This window comes from Pedobacter gandavensis (genome assembly GCF_032678745.1).
GTDB lineage: Bacteria > Bacteroidota > Bacteroidia > Sphingobacteriales > Sphingobacteriaceae > Pedobacter > Pedobacter gandavensis_C.
The window spans coordinates 94,843-121,099 of the sequence record NZ_JAVTST010000003.1 but is presented as its reverse complement, the minus strand read 5'-3'; the positions used below and the strand labels follow the sequence as shown (position 1 = coordinate 121,099).

The following is a 26,257-nucleotide window of genomic DNA, read 5'->3' as shown; positions in this document are numbered from 1 at the left end:
CCTTTTTTTTTAGAAAATAAACCCTACTTTTGCGTTTAATTAGATTTCTTCTAAATAACGAACAGGGATTAACTCGTTATTTTTCAATTATTAACAAGGGATGCGGGGTAGTGACTATTTTCTTTTTTTACTTTTTTGTCTGATCAGTTTCACGGTGGTTTTACCGGCTCAGGCGCAACAAAAAAATCAAAAAAGCAATTCTTCTAAAAAGGATACAGTAAACAAGAAAGTCGACAGTCTAAAGACAAAACAAGTCTCCCTGGATGAAGTAGTCATCACGGCCAAAGAATCGAAAGGATTAAGTACCTCTTCGATTATCGATCGTAAGGCCATGCAGCATTTACAACCTTCTAGCTTCAGCGATTTATTGTCGCTATTACCCGGTGGAAGGACCTTGGATCCAAACTTGAAAACAGCCAACCTGATCGGCTTAAGACAAACAGGTACTCCAAGCACAGATTACGATATTTCTTCCTTAGGAACCTCATTTCTGATTGATGGTGCGCCCATTAGTACCCGTGCAAACATGCAATATACAGGAGGTTTAATGGCACAGGGTGATGTCAATACCAAAAGAGACATTACCGGAAAAGGCCTGGATATGCGTACCCTCTCTACCGACCAGATCGAAAGAGTGGAAATCATTAGAGGGATCCCTTCTGTAGAATATGGCGACATTACCAGTGGCGTCGTGAAAATCACCCGTAAACAGGGAGAAAGTGGTGTGGAAGCAAGGTTTAAAGCCGATGGTTTCAGTAAACTGGCCTATGTTGGAAAAGGTTTCGCCTTCCCGGAGAAGAAAATGTTCCTGAATGTAGACTTCGATTTCCTGAACGCCAAGTCAGATCCCACCAATAGTTTCGAAAATTTTAAAAGAGTAAATACCTCCATCCGCCTCAACAAGCTTTGGGAAAATAATACAAGAGATATCGATTTTAGGAGTAACCTGGATTATGGGACTTCTTTTGATAACCAACGAGTGGATCCTGATGTGGATGTATTGGGTGTAGATAAATATAAATCTGAATACAATAGACTGGCATTTAGCAATAGCCTGAAAATAGATTTTCATCAGCAACGCTTCCTGAAATCAATTCAGGTAAACTCCTCATTGAGCATGCAGCGTGATCAAATCAATCAAACAAAGCGTGTACAGGCAGGGGCAGCATCGATATTAAACCCCTATACGGAACCGGGGGTATACAATGTTGGTTTCCTACCACCAAATTATACCGCACACCTGCTGGTAGATGGTAAACCAGTAGATGCTTTCCTAAAAGCAATGGCAAACCTGGGTTTTAAATCTGGAAAAATCAACCATGCAATTCTGATAGGTACAGAAGCCAACTACAGTAAAAACCTGGGCCGCGGACAAGTCTTCGACCCTTATTTTCCACCTGCAATAGGCATGACAACCAGACCAAGAGCTTACAAAGATATTCCAGCTACAAAAGACCTGTCGTTTTTCGCAGAGGACCGCATCGATTTTAAAGCAGGAGCGCATAAGTTTGAAGTAGTAGCAGGAGCGAGGGCAATGATGATGGCCGGTCTTTCGGCAGTAGATCCTCGTGCTAATGCACACTGGACCTTGCCAAAGATCAATATCGGTACACAACAATTGCAGATCGAATTAGGCGCCGGAATTGGTTGGCAGAGTAAATTTCCGGTAATCGCTCAACTCTATCCGGACTATACATATATAGATCTGGAACAGCTCAATTACTACCACAATAATCCGGAATATAGAACGGCCAATGTGAAAACCTATAAATTCCTGGTAGAGAATGCAAACCTGCAACCCGCAAGAAATAAGAAATGGGAGCTGAAAGCAGATTTCTCTATGAACAGAAACAGGCTAAGTATTACCTATTTTAAAGAATCGATGTCCAATGCCTTTAGAAATGGCTCGGAGTTGGCGTTTATGGATTATAAAAGATACAATGCTTCTGGTCTGGATCCAGATAAAATAACTGCTGCACCGGATATCAATGACCTTCCTTATGAAGATTGGAGATGGATGCAATTATTGAGCTTGGTACAAAACGGGAGTGCTTTGTATAAAGAAGGAATTGAATACCGTTATTCGAGTCCAAGGATCAATAATATCAATACAAGAATTACCATAGATGGCGCCTGGTTCAAGTCGGTTTACGAGAACAGTTTGCCTGTTTATAAAACAAAAAGACTGATCATTGACGACAAGGAGCTAACCTACGCAGGGCTTTACCCTGATAATGATGGTTACATCAGATCGCAATTGAATACTAATGCAACTATAGATACCTATTTGCCAAAAATCGGATTGGAGTTTTCTACTTCCATCCAAAGCAGGTGGTTTTCTAGTGCACAGAACGCCAGAAAAAGTGGTACGCCATCAGAGTATGTAGATATAAATGGTATTACCCGCCCTTATACTGAAGCCGATAAATCGGATAAATACCTACAATGGCTAAACACGAATTATTCAGAAGAGCTGTTTGTGAAAAACACGATCCCATTGGATGTGAACGTCAATTTTAAAGTAGTCAAAAACTTTAAAGACAAAATTCGTGTGGGCATGTTCGTGAATAGGATTTTTAACTATGCACCGGACTATAAGGTGAACGGTTTTACGATCAGAAGGTCTGGATTTAACAGCCCTTATTTTGGAATGGAATTGAACTTTAATTTATAATAAAAGAGATGATGAAGATGACTTTACGTAGTTTATGGATCCCCTTATGTGCATTATTGTTGCTTGGTGCTTGTAAGAAAGACAGCACTTTGCAATTGAAACAAGTGGCCTTAACCTTAACATTGGAAAGCCCTGAAGGCCTTACAGATGCTAAACTGTCTGATGTAAAAGTGACTTTTAGAGAAATAAATACAGGTAAAGAAACAGTAAGTACCAATGTAGTGAATCAAAAATTAGACATTACATTGAGCGAAGGTTCTTATGATGTGAGCCTGGAAGGTAAAGCGGAATATTTGCTGGATGGTAAAACTGCCAGCAGAAGAGTAGCTGGCCTGAAGCAAGGAATGGTCCTTACAGGAACACAAGCTGCGGAGAAATTAACGCTGTTTATCGGACAGGAAGGTTCAGGCTTTGTGATCCAGGAGATCTTCTTCACCGGAACATTAACAGCCGAAAGCAAGCAATATACAGGAGATAAGTACTTTGTAATCTATAACAATTCCGCAGAAACATTATATGCAGATGGTTTGGTCATTGCACAGTCGGCATTTTTAACAACGGATAAAAGAAACTATACCCCGGATGTAATGTCACAGGCAGTAGCCGTAGCAGGAGTGATCAGGATTCCTGGATCTGGAAAAGACCACCCGGTATTGCCAGGTAAATCCATTTTAATCGCTGATGATGGAATCAACCATAAAGAGTTTAACCCGGCTTCTATAGACCTGAGAAAAGCAGATTTTGAGATCTTCAATCAAAATATGGATGATATCGACAATCCTCAGGTAACCAATATGGAAAATACTTATGATAAAATGGTTTTCCATAACAGAGGTTTTACCAGCTACGTTTTAGCCCGTTTCCCAAATGGTACGGACGACTTTTTGACCAACCAACAATATAACTACGAATACAGCCTGATCGTAAATGGGATTGTTTATCCAATGGATCAGCAAGAATATAAAATTCCAAATGCCTGGATCATCGATGCGGTAAACCTAAGTGTACAGGCTTCCTTCCAATGGATCGTAACAGACCCTTCTTTGGATATGGGATGGACTTTCTGCGGTAAACTGGCCAATGATAAAACTAGATATGGTAAAAGTGTAAGACGTAAAACGCTTTCTACTACAGCTGAGGGTAGGGTAATTCTTAAAGATACCAATAACTCCAGCCTTGATTTTGATGCGGAAGCGAAACCTTCCTTAATGCAATAAATATAATGTTGAAGCAAATAAAGGTTCTTATAGTAATCATGATCACTGGCATAGGTTTTTCCCATGCCAGTGATACCACCAGGCTAGATAGTACCCAGGTTAAAAAGCTGGATAGCCTTGCCTTACTACAGAAGCTGAAAGAACATTACAGTCCGATTTCCAGCTTTACCGATGGCTTTTATAGCAATCCGGCAATGAAATACCATTCCCGCAACTATGCTTTAACCGAGTTCAATCTCGGTTATAATGAGAATAAACAGGGAAGGTATCAGTTACAACAGGGGGATGGCGGACAACGCTTTGGCTTCGATACAAAAGCATTTTTGAAGCATAAAGACAAAGATGCACTCTGGGGTTCAGCAGGCTATTCCAATGGGAAAAGAAAAAACGTGATGTGGAATGAAAGTTCCGATTACGCCATTGTAGCCCCTTATGTAATGGCCGATACCGTTGGTGGTGACCTTTCTTATGAAGAATATTCATTTAGTGGCGGATATGGCATCCAACTCGGTAAAACGATGCTTGGAATCTCCGGAAAATATAGAGCCTTGCTCGAATATAGAGATATCGATCCAAGACCCAAAAATGTAGTGTCTGATCTGGAGTTTGAATTTGGTGCCGCACGCGCCCTAAATCAGAAATATCAATTGTCCTTCGGACTTTCCGCCAGAAAGTATACTCAGGAGAACTTAGTTAAGTTTTATAGCCTGGTAGGTGCGCCACTGGTTTATCACATGACGGGTTTGGGAACAGACAATAAACTGATTGCGGGTAATAAAACAAATACCTATTATAATGGTGGTGGATATGGTCTTCAACTGCAATTGGCACCAAAAGATAAGATTGGCTTATTTACCAATCTGGAATATCGGAACTTCTCATTTGAAAAAACGATTCTCGATTTGCAGGCATTGCCCGTATCAGAACTTAAATCTAAACTCTGGAAAGGGGAACTGGCTTACCTACTGGGGGATCAGGAACGTCAATATGGTTTGAAATTGGCTGCGAGTAATGAACAAAGAAGCGGAATTGAAGCTAAATTCGACAACCGTGGACAAGACAATTATGTGCTGATTTCTAAGAATAAGAATTACCTGAATCAACAGTCTGATTTTCGCTTAACAGGGATCTATAATGTGCAAAATCAAAAAGCACTATCCTGGCAGGTATTAGCCGATATTGGTTATTCAGCAGATAAAACCGAGTACGTAGATCCCGCAAGAAGCATGGATTTTGCCGCCATCAGCGGAGGCTTAAATGTTGGAATAAGTAGTCAGATGGGAAAATCGCTGTTGCAAGCAAATGTGGGAGGAAGGCTTTCTAAAAATACCAATGCAACACGCTCATGGTCAGATTTAAAGACATCCAGCGAGGTTTACCGTATGCTGGAAAATAATTATGCCTACCACATTTCTGATTATCAACAGTTAAATTTGTCCGCAAGATGGAACTATCCACTAAAAAATGGATTGGGCATCTCACTAAAATCGACTTATAGCTACACAGCTTTCGATTCAAAATATAACGGAAATCAATTCCTGCTTACTGGAGGAGTTACTTTTTAAAAAATACAATGAACAGAATATTTATCATCCTTTCTTTTCTTTTGATCTTCGTGATCGGATCTGCATTTTATGCTGAAGATGAACAAGAAACACTCAGAGCGCAATACAGTAAACCAGTAAGTCAATGGCCAAAACCAACGATCGATAGCGGTGTAAATTGGACGGAAATGAGTTCCCTTCCTGCTATAGACAGCAATTACTTTGCAAAAATGGAAGAACCAAAAGTGATGTTGGGACAACTTCTGTTCTTTGATCCTTTGCTTTCTGGTTCCAATCAGGTTTCTTGTAGCAGTTGCCATGATCCCGAAATATCCTGGGGAGATAAACGCGCTGTAGCACTAGGAAATGATCATTTACAAGGCAACAGAAATACACCTTCCCTGCTCAATGTGGCAGAACGTAAAACAATGTTCTGGGACGGTAGAGCCGCTAACCTGGAAGAACAGGTAGATGGCCCGATTACTGCACACCATGAGATGAACATGAAACCTCAGGCTTTACCTAAGAAATTAGGGAAAATCAAAGGCTATAGAGAACTGTTTAAGAAAGCTTATGGACAAGAAAAGATCACTTATCCACAAATTGTGGAATCCCTGGGTGAATTTGAAAGAACCATCCGCAGCAGAAGAAGTCGCTTTGACCGATTCTTAGACGGAGAAACGAAAGTTTTAGACGATCAGGAATTACATGGATTGCACCTTTTCCGCACCAAAGCAAGGTGTATGAACTGTCACAATGGAAAATACCTGACGGATGAAGAGTTTCATAACATCGGCCTGACCTATTACAAACGCAAATATGAAGATTTAGGACGTCACCTCATCACCAAAAAACCGGAAGATGTAGGGAAATTCAGAACCCCTTCGCTTAGAGATGTGATGCATACAGGTCCATGGATGCACAATGGAATGTTCGATAGCATCACTGGTATTGTAAATATTTACAACAGCGGTATGCACATGATCGATCCAACGGAAGCACAAGCTAAAGCAGATCCGTTATTCCCGAAAACCGATCCGCTGTTAAAACCATTGAAATTAACCAATGGAGAGATCAAGGCAGTTGTTGCTTTTATGAATGCAATTACAGCAACTCAATATCACATGAGAAGACCAGAATTGCCAAGATAATTCGGCAATTCCTGGGATTTACCTTAAAAATATCAGCAGGGATCCGCTCGGATTTGTTGCAACCTATCTGGTATACAGACGATTCAATTAACTGGTCCGGAGCTTTTCTAAGCTCCGGAAAATCAGGAATAACCGCTACTAATTCTTGAAAATATCCAGGCAAAATGGGCCTTTAGGTAGGATTTTGCGTACTTTTGCGGTCTTTTTAACTTATGCCGATGATAGACAGCGCCAGGATTCTTGAAGTACTCAATGGCTCAGCAAGTGTGAATTTGCTGAAACTGAGGAACAGGGATATTGTGATAGAATTTCTTATCCATACTTTTATAAATGAGGGACCTACGGTTTCCTCTGATCATGTACATGCTTTGCTGGCTGATTTCCTGGAACTTAAACAGGTAGATAACGATGAAGAGAATGAAATTGAAAGCTTTGACTCTTATGAGGTAAAGGCCAGAAAATATGTAAGGAAATGGACGGATAGCGGTTTTTTAACCAATTATCAGGACGATCAGGGGGAGATCTTTTATGAGATTTCTGCACATTCCAGTAAAACCATCGACTGGTTAATGAGCCTTCAGAAAAAGGAATTTGTAGGAACAGAATCCCGTTTTAAAGATATTTTCAATCAATTGAAAGAATTGGTGGAGTTCACCAATGGAGATCGGGACAGTCGTCTGGCTATTTTAGAAGAGAAACGACTGGAAATTGAACACCAGATCGAACAGCTGCAAGCCGGTAAAAAGGTGAAGGTTTACCAGGATTATGAAGTAATTCCAAGGTATAATCAATTGAACCAGGCGGCAAAAGAACTGTTGTCGGACTTTAAAGAGGTAGAAGACAACTTCAAAAACATCACCAGACAGATTTATCAGAAACACGCCGAAGGAAGTTTAACCAAAGACCATATCCTGGAATTTACTTTCGACGCGCTGGATCAGATTAAAGACAGTCAGCAGGGGAAAAGTTTTTATGCCTTCTGGTCATTCTTATTAGATCCGATATTACAGGAAGAATGGACCATATTGAGTACCACCTTATTCGAAAGATTAGACGAAAGAGGGATTGTGGTTGGCGATTTCTTTTTGAAGAATATGAAGAAGTATCTCCATGCTTCAGGTCAGAAGGTGTATAAAGCAAATGATAAGATGGCGGAGAAACTTGGCCGTATCATTAGAGAATCTGAAGGTTCAAAAATTCAGGTCACACACCACATTATCCAGGAAATAAAAACCATGTTGATCGAAGTGGCTAAGCAGGAAAACCGACCGGACATCGGATTGGTATTAGAAGCTAACCTGGAAATCTATCCCTTTTTTGAGCAACGCTTAATGTTGGAACAACCAGAAGAGTTGCTGTATAAAATGCGACCTAAACTGGCCGATAAAGACATCCTCAGCTCTCGCCATCTTGGCAAATTATTCGGTCAGACAAAGATCGATAAAGAAGTGCTGCGGAAAAAAATCAGAACGGTATTGTCGGGAAGAGCCCGCGTTTCCCTGTTCGAAATTATTGAAGCAGATGGTGGAATTGCAGATGGCCTTCCGGAGCTGTTTGGCTACCTGTCCGTCGCCAAAGAATTTAAACATACCATCAATCCGGAAAATACACAACGAATTTTATTTGATGCTCAGGGACAAAAGTCAATCAATGTACCTGAAGTCATCATATTGAAACCATAATCAGCATCAAGCTTATAAACAATAGGTGATGTTGATGATGGCTTCATCAACCATAGAAACAATTTATTCTGATGAACAATGAGTAATTTTGAAGATAAAATAAAGCCTTATTCCAAGGCAATCATCAGGCTGTTGAAGGGCCCGGTGTACTCCCAGTCGAGTGTTTGGGACGACATCATTCATTACCAGCGAGAGATTCAGCACTACTTGAATGTGATTGGTCTGGAACTGATTCTGAAAAAAGAAGAAGGCCTCGCTTTCTTTAAGCAATTTGAAAACAATGAAGGTAATACGATGGGACTCATCTCCCGTCGACAAATTGGTTTCGAAACCTCTATCGTTCTGGTCATCTTACGCCAGATGCTCGAAGATTTCGACAATAACCCCACTCTAATCGATGGCAATGAGAAATTTATCAGCCATAAAGAGATTCGTGAAGAGATTGAACTGTTCCTGCCCGAAAAATATAACCGCGTAAAATTCCTGAAAGAACTGGACAGCTATATCCGCAAAATTGTGGAGCTGGGTTATTTGAAAGAACAACAGGAAACGGATGCAGAGCCAATTTACCGGATTCAACGCATCATCAAGGAAAAAGTAACCCTGGATGTTCTAAAAGATTTTAAACTGAAACTGGAGGATTATGTATAGTTTATTTAGCACGAGTTCAGATAAAGCAGGATACCGACTGCAATACATGGAAGTGTATAATTGGGGAACATTTGATGGAGAAATCTTCAAGATTTCGCCTAAAGGAAACAATTCCCTGTTAACCGGTGCAAATGCCTCGGGTAAAAGTACATTTATTGATGCACTGCTCACTTTACTGGTTCCAGTTAAAGGAGATCGCTTTTACAACCAGAGTTCTGGAGTAGAAAAAAAGGGAGATAGAACAGAAGAAACCTATGTATATGGCCATTATGGTAATATCCAGAATGAAGGTGAGTTAAAAGCAACCACGCAGAAACTAAGAGACCATACCGCTTATTCAGTATTACTCGCTTCTTTTGAAAATACAGAAGGACAAGTGATCACCCTATTTCAGGTACGCTGGTTTAGCAATGGTGAGCTGAAAAGAAGTTTCGGAATTGCCCATGTGCCCCTGGAAATAGAAAAGGATTTTGGCCAGTTTGACGGTAAAGGAATCTGGAAAAGACGCCTGGAAAAAATATATAATTATGCAGTTTCTAAAAAGCGTGTAGAGTTTTTAGATGGCCCAACTAAATACGCAGAAAGATTAGCACACCTTTTTGGAATGCGTTCTGTGAATGCCCTGAGCCTATTCAATCAGGTAGTAGGAGTGAAAGTGCTGGAAGATCTGGACGAATTTATCCGCATGAACATGCTGGAATATCAGGATGCAGAAGCAGAATTTATCCAACTGAAAGAGAGTTTTATCACCTTGATGGATGCCAAAACAAATATCGAAAAGGCGAAAGAGCAAATCCTGCAACTGACACCGATCAATGATCTGGCCACACAGCTAGCGGAAATTGAAACGAAACTGGAAGTCCTTCAAAAAGATAAAGATACTGCCGTATTCTGGTTCGCCGGAAAAGGAGTAGAGTTGATTTCTGTCAAGCTGGAGAAAAACAAGGAGGTCTTACTACAACTAAAAACCGACCTCATCCTGCTGAAAGAAAAAGATGAAGCCGCAAGGAAACAGGAAAGAGCGCTTTCCATGTCAATTGAAAATGAAGAAGTTTGGAAGCAAATTGAAAAGATTGAGGAAGAGATCAAACAAGCAGAGAAACTCCGAAATCACCGTCAACATAAGCTAGACAGCTACAACCGTTTGGTAGCAGCACTAGGCCTTCCTCAAAATCCAGATGCCAATGTATTTGCCGATTCCAGAGCCTTAACGCAAGAGAAACGCTCGGAAGGAGATGCACAACGCGAACTGGAAGAAGAAAAGAAAAGACAGATCAAGAATGAGATCGACCGACTGCAGGAAGAAGTGGATAACTTGTTGGCAGTAGTAGGTTCTCTTCAAAAGAATAAAAACAACATCTCCGGCAGAGAAGCCGACATCAGGGAAGATATCCTAGCTCATGTAGGCGCTACCAAGGATGAGCTGCCTTTTATCGGAGAGCTGATCCGTGTAAGGGAAGAAGACCTGGAATGGGAGCCTGCCATAGAAAAAGTACTCCATAATTTCGCATTAAGGCTGATCGTTCCAGAAAGATATTACAATGAAGTCAATGCTTATGTGAATCGTACCAACCTGAAAGGACGTATTACCTATCAGCGATATAAAGGTTTTACCTCTATGGGCAGCCTGAGAAGGAAATCCTATGACGGAGATTTATTGGTCAACAAGCTGGAATTTAAAGAAGGTACTGAGTATGCGGAATGGCTAGAAGATGCTATCGCAGGCCAATACAACTATAGCTGTGCAGAAAGTCTGGAAGAATTTAATCGTTATGAAGAGAAAGCCCTCACAAAAGAAGGACTGATCAATGCGGTAAAAGGAAAACATGAAAAAGACGATCGTCCGCACATCGCCAGAAGAGAAAACTTTGTACTGGGATGGGATAATAAAGATAAAATCAACCTCCTTAAAAAGGAACTGACCGTTTTCCAGGAACAACAAAAAGAAAACCATGGACAGTTGGAATTCATCAACCAGTCCATTAAAAAGATCGACGAGCTGAAAGAAAAATTCTATCAGCTGTATTCTGATTATGCGGTATTTGAAGACCTGAACTGGGCAGTTTATGCGCAGGAAATTGAAGAAAAAAAGGTCGTAAAAGAAAGTCTGGAGAAAACCAATGATAAGGTAAGGGAGCTACAGAAGCAACTGGATATCGTAAAGGGACAGCTAGACTCGATTGATAAAGAAAAAGAGCGTAGCGTGAAGCTAAAGCACGATACGGAATGGACAAAACAAAGCCTCGAGAAAGAACTGGCTCTGAACAAGGAAACTTTAGCCCTGTTCGAAGGGCATCAGCTGGAAGTTGCGGAATTTGAAGCAACACATGAACATTTATTGAACATTCAGCATGTAAACTTCAAGGCCACACAGGACAATTTCAGGGAACAGAGTATGAACCTTGGAAACGACCTTCGTAGCGAAAAACAAAAAAAGGAAAATGCCGCCAGAATTAAGATCAATAACTTTAAACAGCCCAATGAACAGCTGACCCAAAAATTTAAAGATTGGCGTTCTGATGTGAATGGTTTGCCGGATTCTACCAACCTCGAATTCATCGCCGAATATCAAAAACGACTGCAACAGCTCAAAGAAGATAACTTACCGAAGTATGAGCAGAAGTTTGAAGCCTATCTGCAGGAAACCATCATCAATAAAATCGGTGACTTCAGGATGTTCTTCGAAAACTGGGCAGAGTCTATCAAAGAAAACGTGAAAGTATTGAATGAGGCGCTGTTTGAGATCGATTTCAAAAGCACCCCTAAAACATATATTCAACTGGTAGCTCCAGACCGCATCTATGAAGATGTGAAAACTTTTAGAACATTATTGAATAATGCCATTCCTAACGGACAAGAAGGCGAAGACCTGATCGAAGGTAAAAAGCGCCACTTTGACCTGCATATTGAGCCGTTAATCGAGAAACTGGAGAAAGAAGAATGGCGCAAAAAAGTGATGGACGTACGTTCCTGGTACAGCTATAAAGCGGAAGAGTTTTATAAAGAAACCGGTCAGAAGTACAAAACGTATGAAAACATGGGCCAGCTTTCCGGTGGGGAAAAAGCGCAGTTAACGTATACCATCTTAGGATCCGCGATTGCTTACCAGTTCGGCCTTACTAAAGAAGGACTGCAAAACAACTCCTTCCGTTTTATCGCCATTGATGAGGCTTTTAAAGCCCAGGATGAGGATAAAGCACGTTACCTGATCACTTTATGCAGACAATTGCATTTGCAATTGCTGGTAGTGACACCTAGTGATAACATCCATATCGTGGAAAATGACATCTCTTTCGTTCACTTCGTAGAACGTAAAGATGAAAGACATTCCTGGTTATATGATATGCCAATTGAACAGTTTAAAGCAGAAAGAGAACATTTTGTGAAAGACTAACATCGGCACTCATTTGTGGCTTGAATTGTAATTGGTTAAATTATAGCCAATTACAATTCATTGCAGATGATGAAATCTGCTTTCATAAACTCAAAATGAAACCTGCCCAAATAACGCATACTTTAGCAAAAGACCTTTAACGCTAGGGGATAAAGTGTGGATAGGTGCCAATACCGTGATTGTAGGCGCTATTCATATCGGAAATGATGTGTTAATTGCACCCAACTCCTTTGTGAATTTCGATGTGCCCTCGAATTCTTTGGTGATTAGTAATAAATGTGATGGGGTAAGGGAAATAAAGAGCCTCCTATCGGGATCGAACCAATGACCTACTGATTACAAGTCAGTTGCTCTACCAGCTGAGCTAAGGAGGCTTTTATTATGGATCAAGAGTAAATAAATGCCCTTGATTTCCTGGTGAGGCCACAAAAGTAGGGTTTTCTTTCGTTCTGTCAAATTATTTTTGAAATAATTTCAAGACAAAGAAAGCGGTTTGATCTGCTTCATGTTTAACTCGCTAAAAATCAGGAATTTTAATTCCTGCCCTTTCTGAATAAAATTGTGTTCCTCATTAAAAATCAGAAAGGGCAGGAGCTAAATTAAGGAAGCTGATAAATCGCCATCACAGGAAGATGGTCAGAAGCATCGATATTTGGAAATACCTGATGTGAAATGACCTTCATCCGACTCCCTTTCTTCAACAGAATGAAATCAATCTCTTCTTTAGGTACATCCTGAGGAATAGTTGGCGCGCAATTTTCAGTGCAGCTGCGGGTAAAATGTTGTTCCAATATTTTCATCGCCGGAGTACTAGAGGTCAGGTTTAAATCCCCGGCAAGAATCACATCGGCTTTTTTACCGCTTAAAAGACGATTGATCTCTTTCACTTGCAACATCCGGTGTTCATTATTTAAATCCAGATGGGTGCTGGCAAAACATAAAGGTTTTCCATTCGGTAAGGTCACCTGAACCAAGGCAAGGCTGCGGGCTTCAGCATCTAATCCTTCTTTTGATGGCAGTGGATATCTGGTCGAACTGTTGATCGGGTATCTGGAAAGGATGCCTACTCCGTATTCCCCAGCTTCAAAATCTATCCCTTTTGAAAAGAAATAAAACATTCCCGTAAGTTCCGCCAACTCCTTCAACTGATCTACTTGTCCTGTTCTCTTGGTCACCTTATCGATTTCTTGTAAGGCCACTAAATCTGGACTATGTTGCTTTATAACTGCTGCTATTGCAGGGAGGTCAATTACTCCTGGACGTTCCGGTGGGTTTCCATGATGAATATTATAGGTCATCACCTTGAGAACTCTTGGATTGGATTGTGCCATCACTGTAATGCTCATGAAATGGCATAAAATTAGGACCGCAATAAAAGCGGAGGGGAAATAAAAAGATCTTTTTTGCATGTGTTATCGGGTTTAGATTTGTGGTTTCTATCTTAATCGCTTCGTCTGACCGCTGATTTATCCCTGCTTCCTGATATCAGCTTTTAACCGAATCGGGACTGGCAACAAATATCAAACGTTTGCGCAGTCCATCCCTCAAATTAACAGGGAATCTCTACTATATTCGGTCTAAGATATTTAATTATACGATATGGAAAGAAGGAAATTTTTAGCGGCAGTATCACTGGTAGGAATGGCTGGAGCAATGAGTCCCGCCGAACTTTTAGCCACAGAAAAGCAGGCATTCCCAAGGGTAAATAAACCTAAAAATGACCGCGAATACTGGTGGAAGCTATTGTATAAAATAGCCAATCCCGTGACGGAAAATCTTGCCAATGGCACGCTAAAACAGAACATGCTGGTAGAGAAATCGCCTAAGTTCGACAACAGGTCGATCCACGTCACCTATCTGGAAGCAGTAGGCAGAACCTTTGCCGGAATCGCCCCATGGCTTGCTCTCCCCGATGATGCAAGCGAAGAAAGCACATTTAGGAAAAAGATGAGAAATGATGTGCTGCAAGGATTGACACGTTGTTTTGAACCCTCAAGTCCGGATCAGCTCAATTTTAAAACAGATCATCAGCCCATCGTGGATGCTGCATACCTCGCTCAGACTTTCCTAAGAGCGCCAAAGGCACTGTGGGAACCTTTAAATGAACCCACAAAAGAAAGAATCATTGCCGCCTTCAAATCTTTAAGAAACCGGAAGCCTTTCAATAGCAACTGGCTCCTATTTGGCGCTATTACCGAAGCATTTTTACTCTCGGTTGGAGAAGAACCAGATGCAGAAAGACTGAATAAAGGGCCTAAAAAGTTAAATGAATGGTATAAAGGGGACGGATGTTATGGTGATGGACCAAACTTCGCTTTCGATTACTACAACTCTTTTGTGATCCATCCGATGATGGTGGACACGATGAAAGTCATGATGGATAAGGGCCTCGTTAGCCAAAAAGAATATGAATTGGCCTTGTCGAGGATGGTAAGGTATGCCGTTGGACAGGAGCGAATGATTTCTCCCGAAGGGACATTTCCGCCAATTGGGCGCTCCATTACCTATCGTACCGGTGCTTTCCAGGCCTTAAGTCAGGTTGCGCTACTTGGGGAACTCCCTGATGCTGTTAAACCTGCACAGGTGCGTTCTGCCCTAACTCAGGTAAAGAAAAATATGTACGATGTGCCGGGAACATTCGATAAGAACGGATGGTTATTACTGGGTTTCGTAGGTCATGACCCGGATATCGCCGATTATTATACCTCCACCGGAAGTTTATACATGGCCACCCTTTCCTTTTTGCCATTGGGCTTAGCCGAAGATGATGAGTTCTGGTCGGCACCAAAAGAAGATTGGACCGCTAAAAAAGCATGGAGTAGTCAGCAGTTTCCTAAAGATTATCATGTAGACTACTAAACTGAATTAAGAATTCCAGCCCCACTGGAGCTGGAATTAAAATAAAACTTATCGCATTTTATAGGTCACCACCACCGGAAGATGGTCAGATGCATGAATGTCCGGGATCACCTGGTGTTTCATCACTTTAAAAGCACTGCCCTTTTTAAGCAAGATGAAGTCGATCTCCTTATTCGGGTTCAGATCTGGAATGGTTGGCGCGCAATTTCCCTGGCAACTGCGCGTAAAATGTTGCTCCAAAATCTTCATTGCAGGTGTATTTGCCTCCAGATTAAGGTCGCCAGCAAGAATCACATTGTTTTTCCTGTCTCCAAGAATCCTGTTGATCTCGGCAACCTGAAGTAAACGATGGACATTGTTTAAGTCCAGGTGACTGCAGGCAAAGTCCAGCAAACTGCCATCTGGAAGTGTGACATTGATGATGGCCAGAGAACGTTGTTCTGCTTTTATACCTTCTTTAAAAGGAAGGGGAAATCTCTCAGTATGGTTGATTTTAAACTTTGAAAGTATGGCAACACCATATTCACCGCCCTCAAAATCTATTCCTTTAGAAAAGAAAGCATACATCCCACAGAGTTCTGCAAGCTTCTTAACCTGATCTACCGAACCAGAGCGCTTAGTGTGTACATCTAATTCTTGTAAAGCAACCAGATCAGGAGCTTCCTTATTAATAACCTCTGCAATAGCCTGCAGGTCTATAACACTAGGTTGTGCAGGAGGATTGGCGTGATGGATGTTATAAGTCATCACTTTCAATGTTTTTGGGCCAGGCCCCGATGCGATAGCCATTAGGCTGGATAAGCACAGCAGAAACGCTGTGCTTAAAACTTTATAGTAGGAATTCATAATACTCATATTTAATTAGTTTCGGCCTTCCCAATTTGGGTTTTGCTCCAGGTTCTTATTTAATAGCAACTCGTTTATTGGAATTGGGAAAAGGTAATCCCTGTCTTCACGAAAAGTTTTTGGGGTATTTGGGTTAACCAACACATGACCACCAGCGGTGTTATGCTCTAGAATGATTTCACTGCCAAGCTTCAGAAACTGGATGCCAGCACCTGTCGGTTTTGTGCCGGTATAGATTTCTATATCAGTCTTACCATCCTTATCCAGATCAAATTTTCCAGGGCCAGGGAAATACATGCCCTTATACGGTTGTGCATTTAAACGACCCTCTTTCCAGCGGATAAGATCTGCCCAACGGTAGCTTTCCATTACCAGCTCAATGCGTCGCTCGCGGCGAATTTCCAGAATTAACCCTTTGTTTGCCGATTTTACCTGCTGATATTGATCAGCGAGATAAGGATCCGGGTGTGAATTGCTATAAGCGAGATCCAGATTAGGCATGCCAACTCTATCGCGAAGCAACTTGATCGATCTGTCCAGGTCTGCCTGAGTCGCTTCTCCCAATTCCGCTTTTGCCTCAGCATAGTTAAGCAAGACCTCAGCCATCCTGAAAATAGGCATATCGTTCTCAGATCGGTTAAAAGAATCTCCTGCTTCTGAAGTGACAAACTTGATCAGCTGATACCCAGTGGTGCTGGCACTAAATTCGGGTACCAATACCTTAGTGTTTCCAATGCGGGTATAACCAGGGGTACGGATGGTTTGCGACAACCTCGGATCTCTGTTTTGAACCTCTTCAAAGAATTCCATGTTTTCATAGTTCGGCAAATCCGTAAATCTGCTGCCATCTTTCATCAGGTACGTGTTGACTAAACTTTTGTTCAAACCCGGTCTGCCATAAGAGGCCGTAATCGTATAATAGTTTAGGTTGTGAAATATCTGTAGGCCAGCGCTGAATCTTCTGCCAAGTATGACTTCCTGATCTATTGAAGATTTAGACGAGAATAGTTCCAGGTAAGATTTCTCCGGGCTACTTTTGTAAATGCTATACGGCCCTGTAGTCATGAGGGTGTTGGCTGCAGTTGCTGCGGCTTTAAGGAATGCATCGGCATTGGGAAGGTTAAATTCAGGATGGTACTTCCTAAAGGTTCCTTCGCTTAGGCAAATCCTTGATTTTAGTGCAAGCGCAGTCCATTTTGTCACTTTCTCTACACTTTTGCCCGCATCCATATTGGCAATAGCGAAGTCAATGTCAGCAAGAACGGAGTCCATCACTAAGGCACGCGGACTGCGGGACATAGACAAGGCACTTTCATCGGTAATGTTGATCGTTCCCGAATACCAGGGTACATCACCAAACCGGCTGACCTTGTCAAAATAGAAGTAGGCACGGAAGAATCGTGCAATTCCAGCATACTTTTTCCCTGCTGCCGGGCTCATCACTTTATCGTAGTTCTCCAGGAAGTAATTGATTTTTCTAAGTTCAGACCAGCTCCAGCCTCCTCCGGTTAGGGGTACCGTACGCTTCCCGGTAATCAGTTCGCCAAGGTCAGACTTGACCACATTGTCTGCACTTTCGTTGTAAATGCCTTCTGCCGAAGGAAAAGCAGAATAAAAGGAGTTGGCGTAAAGATTCAGGTCGCTTTCCGTTCTAAAAAAGGCATCAGGAGATACGGAGGATAGTGGTTGCCTGTCCAGGAAACCCTTTTTACAAGAACCCAGTATCAGGCAAATTGCAAGGATATATATTGAATTGATTTTCATTTTTATTCAGATTAAAGGTTAAAAGGATATATCTAAACCGAAAGAATACATTTTACTAAAAGGGTATACCCTGGCATTTGGATCTTCTGCGGCATTGTTATAATCTCCGGCTGCTTGCTCCGGGTCTATGTAATCCGACCTTAGCTTAGTCAAGGTGAAAAGATTCTCGCCACTGAAGTAAAACCTTGCTCTTGCAATTTTTAGCTTTTTAATCAGGTTATTCGGTAGAGAATAACCAATGGTCAGGTTCTTTAAACGGATATAGGCCAGATTTTGCAGGTAACGGTCGTTTTTTACGTTCAGTGACCCGCGCTCATTTAAAGCCTCATAACCCCTTAGCTTTGGGAAATAAGCATCAGGGTTTTCCGGCGTCCAGACATCATTCATAAAGTCTTTTGGTACGAAAGAATAATAAGGACGGGAGTAAGGACCCCAGAATTTATCAGCGTTATTGCCCGGATACCATTGTTGTTTACCTACCCCCTGAAAGATGGCCGAAATGTCAAAATCACCCCAGGTAGCACCAGCATTAATGCCAAAAGAATAGCGGGGAAGAGAGTTTCCAATCACCTCCAGATCACCATGATCAGCCAAAGTATTTTGACCGTTGTTCACCACGCCATCGCCATTCAGGTCTTTGAATTTCAAGTCTCCGGCAGCTAGTTTAGACCAGTTTCCCGGCGCTTTTAATCTTTGTTGGTTTACATAATCCTGGTTAACAGGATACGCTTGTGCTTCAGCATCGGTTTTGAAAACACCATCTACACGGTAACCCCAGATTTCTCCGATCTTTTGTCCAACGTAATAGCTGCTCAACATCTGGTTGGTATTGTCAAACCTGGTGATCTCTGCAACATAATCTGATAAGCCTAGCCCTGCATTCCAGCGGAATGGTTTTCCGGCCAGCGTTCCATTGCTACTCCAATTCACAGCAAGTTCCCATCCTCTGCTTTGAAGGTCGGCAACGTTTTCTCTTGGAGATGCTGCACCATACACACTGGATACGGTTTTCCCGTTGGTCAGCATATCGATGGTATTTCTCACATAGTAATCAAAAGATGCCGTTAAACGGTTGTCAAAGAATCCGGCATCTACCCCAAAATTGGCAGACCTTGCTTTTTCCCAGGTAAGGTTGTTAGAGATGGGAGCTGGAGTAGACAGGTATTCAGTTTTCTTTCCGTCGATAATATAATCCAGCGTGCCACGGGATAGAAGTTCAATATAACCATATTTGGCAGCCTCAGTTTGGTTCCCCAATGAACCATAAGAGCCACGGAACTTCAATTCGTTGATGCTACTTTTCAAAGGTTCGAAGAAAGCTTCCTGACTTAATCTCCAGCCCGCAGATACAGAAGGGAAGAAGCCGAAACGTTTTCCCGGAGGGAACTTTGAACTGCCATCATATCGGCCATTAACTTCTAATAAATATTTTCCTGCATAGTCATAGTTAAATCTAAAGAAGGTACCCAATAGTGCGTATTCATCTGCACCACCACTTGCTGAAATATCTCCGGATCCAAGATCCAGATCATTGAGGTCTTGGGAGATCAGGTCTTTTCTTTGTGCAAAAAGACGTTTGTAAGTGTTTAACTCTTGATTATAGCCCAATAAACCTTTAAAAGTATGCTGCCCAAAAGTTTTGCTGTAATCACCATACAAGTTCAATACATGCGCCTGCTTGGTGTAATTGGTTTCAGCATACTGATCAAAACCAAACTGACTAACAACACCTGGAAAGATAGACCAGGGTGCCTGTGTCCTGCGGTTCCAAATGCTATAGGGATTGAAGGTATAAGCGTAGTTTCCTTTGATAGAAAGGTCTTTGGTCAATTGTGCCGCAACATTGAATAAATTGCTGAACTCATACTTCTTCTCGTTTCCTTTAGACTTCCCATTTAACAGGTCTGCGAAAATACCATCACCGATGGTGTAGTTGTTCAACTCTGTCCGGTAGGTCGCCGTTCCATCTGGGTTAACAGGTAAATAGGAAGGTAGCGCATGCACAGATACGGATACGAAATTACTGTTGACACCCCATCCCGGATAATCATAATTGGAGGCATTAAACTGAAGGTTGTTGCCTATAGTCAGCCATTTGTTGACTTTAGTATTGATTTTTGCCCGTAGATTATACGCGTTGTATTTATCCTGGTTGAGCTGCATCATGCCATTTTGCTGATACATACGTCCGGAGATCAGGAAATCTGAACTTTCTCCACCACCAGAGATGCTTAAGGAGTGGTTCATTGAGGTTTGAGTATCACGGAAAACGGTATGCCACCAATCGGTACTGCCATAATAAACATACTGGTCTTTCCCCTTTCTGTTGTCAATGATGTAATCCGGTAGGCTTTTGTCTGTTTTTCTTCTCAGCAGATAAGCATAATCTTCATCTGTATATTTTGTATAAGTATCGCCCATAGCGGCAAGAAATGCCTGATCATTCATCATCGCAGCATCATATCCATCAGTCATGAACTCGGTACTGGAAGTAGGAGTAGACCAGCCGAAATTGTTGCTGTAACTGATGCTCGTTTTTCCATTCTTCCCGTTTTTTGTGGTAATTAGAATGACACCGAAGGCTGCCCTTGCACCGTAAATAGCAGCGGAAGAAGCGTCTTTAAGTACCGAAATGCTAGCCACATCTCTTGGATTGATACTATTGATCGCGCCCGGAACCCCGTCAATCAGTACCAGTGGTTCACCACCTGTCTTCCCACTGTTAATAGAAGTAAAGCCACGGATGTTGATCTTTCCAGCTGCCCCTGGCCTTCCATCTCCAAAAGAAATGTTCAGGTTTGGAGAAGCACCCTGAAGTCCCTGAGTAATGTTCGCAATGGGACGGTCCTCCAGTGTTTTGGCATCTATACTGGCTACTGCACCAGTGAGGTTTACCTTTTTCTGAGTGCCATAACCAACTACAACTACCTCATTGAGGTCGCTTAGGTCTTCGGGCATTTTAACCATTAAGGTGATTTTCTCAGTAGCCTTTAATTCATAATTTTTAAGGTGCTGAGTACGGAAACCGATATAAGTAAGAACAAAAGAGTAATCTTTTCCTACTGGAAGGTCTGAGAAACTAAACAAGCCATTGCTATCACTAGAAGTGACTTTTTTTACGGAAATACCAGGATTAATAGCCTGGATGGATACGCCTACTAAAGGAAGACCCTTAATGTCAGTGACGGATCCGGTAACCATGCCTCCTTGTTGTGCCATCGCGATTTTGGAGATGCCTAGACTCAGGAGTAATAGGAACAGCCATTTATTGCTACAGCAATTCAATAGTTGGGTAAATTTTAACTGCATAATTTTGTGTGTTAGTTGGTTTTTTCAATATTCAGAACAGCACTCTCCTCGGTTAGAAGGAAAGAGCCGTCTGCATTCAGGGTTATTTTCAAGTTGTTTAATTGCGCAATCTTTTCCAGAATGGCTTTCAGCGTATCACTTTCATTGAATTGTCCGGTTAATAGGATCTGTTTATGAACCTGTTCAGAGTTGATGGCTTGCCCGTAACGTTCGGAAAGTTCCGCGCAGACTTGTGCTAGCGGTGTTTTGTCGAATTCTAGAGTGCCGCCAACCATCATGCTTTCTGCAGGTTTCGCCAGGGAAGGTTTTTTCAATTTTAGTACGGCTGGCCTTTTCGCCTCGAATCGTCCAACAAGGACCTGTCCGGAAAGGTATTGGAATCGCTCACCAGGGTAGAGGACAACCGCTTTGAAGGCCGATTTTTTGGAGGGATCCTCATCACTTACCCGTACTTTTCCGTGGAAGAGTCGGACTTCTGTATGTTTTCCTTTCCAGGAAGTTACCAGAAAAGCAGTACCCAATGCCGTAGTCCTGATCCCTGAGGAAGAGACACTGAAAGGACGGTTTTTGTCGACCGCCACATCAAAATATGCCTCGCCACTGAGCACCAGTTGGCGGTGTTGCGTAGGAAAAGATTTCGGATATCTTAAGCTGCTGTTAGGACTCAGCTTAACCATGGTTCCGTCTTCCAGCTGGAACTGCTGAATGTGGTTACTCGTATTTTTCGTATAAATCTCTTGATAAGGGGCTTTTACATATTGAATATCTTTCGACTGCCCCTTTTCCCTTGGAATCAGGTATTGGATGCTGAGTGCCGTCAAAACCGCATAGACAAATACTGCGGCAATCTGCGACCAATATTGCAATCGCATCCGCTTTGTCGGCCTGGGCTTTATCCTGGCAAAAATCGCCGCCGCATTCTTCGATCGTTGAGGATGCTGCCCGGCCAAATCCCATTCTTCCTTAGGGAGCAACTGATCGAGAAGTTCAGGGTGTTGCTGTAAATACTGGGATACGGCTGCTGCTTCTGCAGGAGTACATTGGTTTTGAAGATATTTTTTTAGCAGCTGCTGATCCATATTTGTCGTATTGTATTAGGAATACGAAGCAAAACGGACTTACACGGGCTGTTTACAGAAACTTAATCTCCTTAACAATGGGCTAACATGCTCTTTTGAGGTTATAGGAAGAGCAAGATGCTATCGCGAAGCTTTCTGCGTAAAAGTTTTAGTGCTTTTCCAATATGATCTTCCACAGTACGGATAGAGATAGACATGGTTTCGGCAATCTCCTTATGACTGTAGCCCTCTAGCCTGCTCAGCTCAAATATTTTCTTTCTGGCAGTAGGCAATTCGGAAAGTGCAGAATGGATGTCATTTCTCAGCTGAGTGGTCAAGGCCTCATTGCTACTGCTACTTTCTTTAAATTGCTCGAAATAAAAGGTTTCCGTGTTTTTAATGGCCGATTGTCGCCTGATCTCATCAATCATCACCGTTCTGCAAATGCGGAATAACTGTGCATTTAAGGGTAAATCCGGATTTAAGTTCTCTACATTTTTCCATAGTTTGATGAAACTGAGTTGGAGTAATTCCTCGGCCATCGTCACCGATGCGGTACGGCGCAATAAATAAGTATAGGCCTGTGCGTGATATTTACGGTAAACCTCAGCGAAAGCTTTGTCGCTACCTGAAATTAAATCCTGTATGATTAACTCATTTTCCCCCTGCATACCTGTGTCAATTGAAGCTGCAAAAAGAAGCAAATGTTGTTGTGCCGAAGAACGAATTACATTAACTTTTCATTAATTATCGCCCTGCTTTATTAATAATCTGCATATTTTAGGACTTGATAATTTAATGATGCTCTTTTTCAGGGTTAAAATTCTGATATTTAGAATTCCCTAATGAAAAGCTTATGTTCAAGAGAGTTATCTGCTGCTTATCGTTGTTTTTTTATTTGTATTGTGCCAACAACAATACTGTATTTGCTCAAACGAAAGCTAAGGATGGCGGCCGACCGAAAATAGGATTGGCATTGAGTGGTGGCGGCGCCAAAGGAATGGCGCATATTGGTTTGCTAAAACTGATCGACTCGCTGGGAATCAAAATCGACTACATTTCAGGAACCAGTGCCGGAGGGATCTTTGGTGGATTATATGCCATCGGTTACCATCCGGATACCCTAAAAAAGATTGCACTAAGAATCAACTGGCGTAGGGTACTGAGTAATAAAGTGCCTTTAAGACAAATAAATATTGAAGAAAAAGACGAGTACGATAATTATATGATCGAGTTTCCGGTGCTGGGCGGCAGACCCAGATTACCTGGAGCCTTGGTCGAAGGACAATATATGTCGGAAATCCTCAATACCTTAACGTATTCATCCAAACACATCAACGATTTTAATAAACTGCCGATTCCAATTACGATTACCTCCACGGATATTGTAAATGGCGGATTGGTACTGCAGCATAAAGGCTCATTGCCACTGGCCATTAGGGCAACACTGGCTATTCCCGCAGCTTTTGCACCCGTATACATCGATGGGCGTTTATTGGTGGATGGAGGTTTAGATCGCAATTTTCCTGTCCAGGAAGTCAAAGATATGGGCGCTGATATTGTCATCGGTGGTTATACAGGCTTCCGTCTCTTCACAGAGAAAGAAATTGAAAATCCAATGAAACTCATCTATCAGACCCATGCATTCCGGTCGGTAGAAGATTCCAAAAAACAACAGGCATTGGCAGATGTGGTGGTCGACTTTACCCAGGCCCTCAGTGATTTTTCTGCCGCAGACTTCTACAGAAATAGGAGAATCATAGAAATCGGAGAACAGGAAGCTCGAAAATACTTGCCTCAGCTCATTAAAATCGCGGAAGATCAGAAGAAATATAAGCTGCAGGATAGCCTGTCAAGAAAGGTAAATGATCCAAATTTACCCGTTACAAAAATTGTCTACCTGAATGATAAAGGCCTTCCATTAGAGCTGCCAGTAATGGAACAGTTCGCCAATTCCCGCCTCAATCTCAAAACGGGACGTCCTATAAAAGCGAAAACACTAAATGAAGGGGTAGCAGATCTTTTTGGTACCCAGTTTTTTGATAAAGTATATTATACTTTTGAAAATAATGCCGATACCGGATTGACACTCAATATGAGACTTAAACAAGGGAAACCAGGGGTGTTTAAAGCTGCAGTACATTATGATACGGAACAGAGTGCCGGCCTCATCATCAATTATACCTACAGGAATATTTTCTTAAGAAGATCGAGACTATTGGCTACAGTGGACCTCTCTGAACGCTTTAAAGCTCGTTTTGATTACTATAAATTTATCAACAACAGTAGCCGATTATGGCTTAAAGCCTCCTTCAATTACCAGGCATTACAAAACAATTCTATTCTCTACAGATTGATCTCTGATGAAAATTACTTCAACAATACACTCAATACAGAAGTAGCATTGGGCTATAGTCTTGGGCGTTCCAGCGCGGTTTCCCTGAGCATTAGCAATGAAAATGAAGCGATAAAACGTGGCCCGAATCTCTTTAAACGCTTCTTTGGAGAAGGGAATGATATCAGGACCTTGTATCGCCATAGCAATGAGGCTATTGCCGTATTATTCAGACAAAATACACTGGATCATTTGTATTATCCTAAACGCGGAAATATGCTAACCATCCAGGCGAAATTCCTGGTCAACAACAGGATCAGTACTAAAGTCCCTGATTCAGCAGATGCAAAAGGGCAGTTGATCTACGATTTCCTAAATCCTCCTCAAGGAGGCTTACCAGGAAATGTATTCCGATTTTTCCTGAATGAAAACTATGTAGCCCACCTGAACAGGAGGGTTTCCCTGAATGCAACCGCTCACTGGGGCTTTAATTATTCCCAGAAATATGGATTTGACCCGATATATATGTACGAAAACGCTAACTTCTCAATGGGGGGTATTGACTCGCGGCAGGACATTGGCCAGAGCAATTTTATCGGGCTAAAAAAAGGAGAATTCGGGGTCGCAAATGTAACCAGCTTCGGGCTTGCCCTGCAATACAACTTGAGAGGCAATCTTTACCTGACACCACAAGTCAACCTAGCCTGGGAAAACCAAGGTCTAAACCCTTTTAAAGTAGCTTTCGATAATGATTATCTTTTTGGTTACGGTGCAAAGCTAGGCTATATGTCTTTCGTCGGACCTATTAATTTTGCCGTCGCCAAAACCAATGGTTTTGAGCGAAATCCCTGGAGAATGTACCTCTCTATTGGCTTTAAGTTTTAACCTCAATGGTGATTTCAATGGCCTCCAAAGGTAGATCTTCATGGTATTCCAATAAAGCGAGAACAGAATAACGGCCCTTTTTTAGGTTCGCAGGAAGTTGTAATGGAATTGTTCTTTTCGCCTCTGGAAAGATTGGAAACTCTGTGCTTTCTAGTCGGATTTCTTCACCGGTGTCCATATTGGTTAGCTCCAGATGGGCATGGCATTGCAACATAATATTTCCGGTATTCTCCATGCTAAATTGGTAAAGCCCTTTCGTTTGCTTGTCTGCCTGTAAAGAAATCGCCTTCGCAGCGTAATTATGAACCCCGGGAGGAATCTGATAAATGTGAATCCCGAATCTGAAAATCTCATTGATCACCGCATTTACTTTCCCTTTTTTCTTTTTATTGCCGACCTGTTCTTTAACGCTTTGAATGAACAGCATAGCCCATTTCATTTCCTTCAAAGATACGCTGTCTGTAGGCGCAACAAGAGTGATTCGGATGTCTTTTGCCGTACGTGGCTCCAACTCAATAAAACTGTTATCCAGACTGATCCATGGAGCGCAAGATCTCCTTAACTTTCCGGAAGGTAGATATTGATGGTTGCCAAGACTATCGCGTAACCAATCGCCAACGGTAAGCTGGAATACCTGCTTCTCATCAGAAACATTAGAAATTGTCAGGGTTTGTGTAGTCGTTTCTCCAGTCCCCGCATTGAAGTTCAATAGGGTAGGATTAATGTTAACCCGCTGCGCATGACTGATCCCTGCAAAGCTACACAGGCAACCTATAAAAACAAGTAAGCATCGCATCTGCTTCATAAATGAAAATTTGTGGTGTAAATCTTTCCCGCCCCTCTTGCAATAATGATGCTAAATGATCCGCCGAAAATGCGTTGCCGAGT

General features: G+C 42.0%; 16 protein-coding genes, 1 tRNA gene and 1 pseudogene. 10 read left to right on the top strand and 8 right to left on the bottom strand.

The features are described from left to right. The first annotated feature begins 100 nt into the window (after positions 1-100). The 8 genes and pseudogenes from R2S10_RS11895 to R2S10_RS24720 form a co-directional block, all read left to right on the top strand. Complete coding sequence (locus R2S10_RS11895; RefSeq protein WP_316840658.1) at positions 101-2,674, top strand: TonB-dependent receptor plug domain-containing protein; 2,574 nt, start codon at positions 101-103, stop codon at positions 2,672-2,674. Positions 2,675-2,682: 8 nt separating this feature from the next. Next, positions 2,683-3,891 (top strand): DUF4876 domain-containing protein, encoded by a 1,209-nt coding sequence (locus R2S10_RS11890; RefSeq protein WP_316840657.1) that lies wholly within the window; start codon positions 2,683-2,685, stop codon positions 3,889-3,891. Between the two features lie 38 nt (positions 3,892-3,929). Next, positions 3,930-5,456, top strand: a complete 1,527-nt coding sequence (locus R2S10_RS11885; protein WP_316840656.1) for a DUF6850 family outer membrane beta-barrel protein — start codon at positions 3,930-3,932, stop codon at positions 5,454-5,456. 8 nt (positions 5,457-5,464) lie between these two features. Further along, the gene (locus tag R2S10_RS11880; protein ID WP_316840655.1) at positions 5,465-6,586 is read left to right on the top strand and encodes a cytochrome-c peroxidase; all 1,122 of its coding nucleotides are present in this window, start codon (positions 5,465-5,467) and stop codon (positions 6,584-6,586) included. A 218-nt stretch (positions 6,587-6,804) separates the two neighbouring features. Beyond that, positions 6,805-8,268 carry a DUF3375 domain-containing protein gene (locus R2S10_RS11875; protein ID WP_316840654.1) on the top strand — a complete coding sequence of 488 codons (1,464 nt, stop codon included), beginning with the start codon at positions 6,805-6,807 and terminating at the stop codon, positions 8,266-8,268. 78 nt (positions 8,269-8,346) lie between these two features. Next, the gene (locus R2S10_RS11870; protein WP_316840653.1) at positions 8,347-8,919 is read left to right on the top strand and encodes a DUF4194 domain-containing protein; all 573 of its coding nucleotides are present in this window, start codon (positions 8,347-8,349) and stop codon (positions 8,917-8,919) included. After that, on the top strand, positions 8,912-12,313 hold the full coding sequence (locus R2S10_RS11865) for an ATP-binding protein (protein WP_316840652.1): 3,402 nt from the start codon (positions 8,912-8,914) through the stop codon (positions 12,311-12,313). The genes R2S10_RS11870 and R2S10_RS11865 overlap by 8 nt, the downstream gene beginning before the upstream one ends. A gap of 151 nt (positions 12,314-12,464) precedes the next feature. After that, positions 12,465-12,641: pseudogene (locus R2S10_RS24720) on the top strand (hypothetical protein); the annotation flags it as partial. Here the strand turns inward: R2S10_RS24720 and R2S10_RS11860 are convergent. Beyond that, positions 12,615-12,687: transfer RNA gene (locus R2S10_RS11860), tRNA-Thr, on the bottom strand. The pseudogene R2S10_RS24720 and the gene R2S10_RS11860 overlap by 27 nt on opposite strands. Positions 12,688-12,912: 225 nt before the next feature. Then, complete coding sequence (locus R2S10_RS11855; RefSeq protein WP_316840651.1) at positions 12,913-13,722, bottom strand: endonuclease/exonuclease/phosphatase family protein; 810 nt, start codon at positions 13,720-13,722, stop codon at positions 12,913-12,915. A 190-nt stretch (positions 13,723-13,912) separates the two neighbouring features. On the opposite strand from R2S10_RS11855, the gene R2S10_RS11850 reads away from it, so the two are divergent. Beyond that, positions 13,913-15,172 (top strand): DUF2264 domain-containing protein, encoded by a 1,260-nt coding sequence (locus tag R2S10_RS11850; protein ID WP_316840650.1) that lies wholly within the window; start codon positions 13,913-13,915, stop codon positions 15,170-15,172. 48 nt (positions 15,173-15,220) lie between these two features. On the opposite strand, the gene R2S10_RS11845 is transcribed toward R2S10_RS11850, so the two are convergent. The 5 genes from R2S10_RS11845 to R2S10_RS11825 all read right to left on the bottom strand — a co-directional run bounded on the left by R2S10_RS11845 (position 15,221) and on the right by R2S10_RS11825 (position 22,820). Continuing rightward, positions 15,221-15,961, bottom strand: coding sequence for an endonuclease/exonuclease/phosphatase family protein (locus R2S10_RS11845; RefSeq protein WP_316840649.1), 741 nt, complete (start codon positions 15,959-15,961; stop codon positions 15,221-15,223). 72 nt (positions 15,962-16,033) lie between these two features. Beyond that, entirely contained in the window at positions 16,034-17,782 is a 1,749-nt protein-coding gene (locus R2S10_RS11840) for a RagB/SusD family nutrient uptake outer membrane protein (protein WP_316840648.1), read from the bottom strand. Between the two features lie 18 nt (positions 17,783-17,800). Next, positions 17,801-21,091, bottom strand: coding sequence for a TonB-dependent receptor (locus R2S10_RS11835; protein WP_316840647.1), 3,291 nt, complete (start codon positions 21,089-21,091; stop codon positions 17,801-17,803). 11 nt (positions 21,092-21,102) lie between these two features. After that, positions 21,103-22,170: a FecR domain-containing protein gene (locus R2S10_RS11830; RefSeq protein WP_316840646.1), complete on the bottom strand. Its 1,068-nt coding sequence runs from the start codon at positions 22,168-22,170 to the stop codon at positions 21,103-21,105. A 101-nt stretch (positions 22,171-22,271) separates the two neighbouring features. Further along, positions 22,272-22,820 (bottom strand): RNA polymerase sigma factor, encoded by a 549-nt coding sequence (locus R2S10_RS11825; protein WP_316840645.1) that lies wholly within the window; start codon positions 22,818-22,820, stop codon positions 22,272-22,274. Positions 22,821-23,005: 185 nt separating this feature from the next. Here R2S10_RS11825 and R2S10_RS11820 point away from each other — a divergent pair, with 185 nt between their 5' ends. Next, positions 23,006-25,369, top strand: a complete 2,364-nt coding sequence (locus R2S10_RS11820) for a patatin-like phospholipase family protein (RefSeq protein ID WP_316840644.1) — start codon at positions 23,006-23,008, stop codon at positions 25,367-25,369. On the opposite strand, the gene R2S10_RS11815 is transcribed toward R2S10_RS11820, so the two are convergent. Further along, a complete protein-coding gene (locus R2S10_RS11815; protein ID WP_316840643.1) occupies positions 25,359-26,174 on the bottom strand; it encodes a hypothetical protein in 816 nt (271 codons plus the stop codon). The two genes, R2S10_RS11820 and R2S10_RS11815, sit on opposite strands and share 11 nt — an antisense overlap. Positions 26,175-26,257 lie beyond the last annotated feature (83 nt).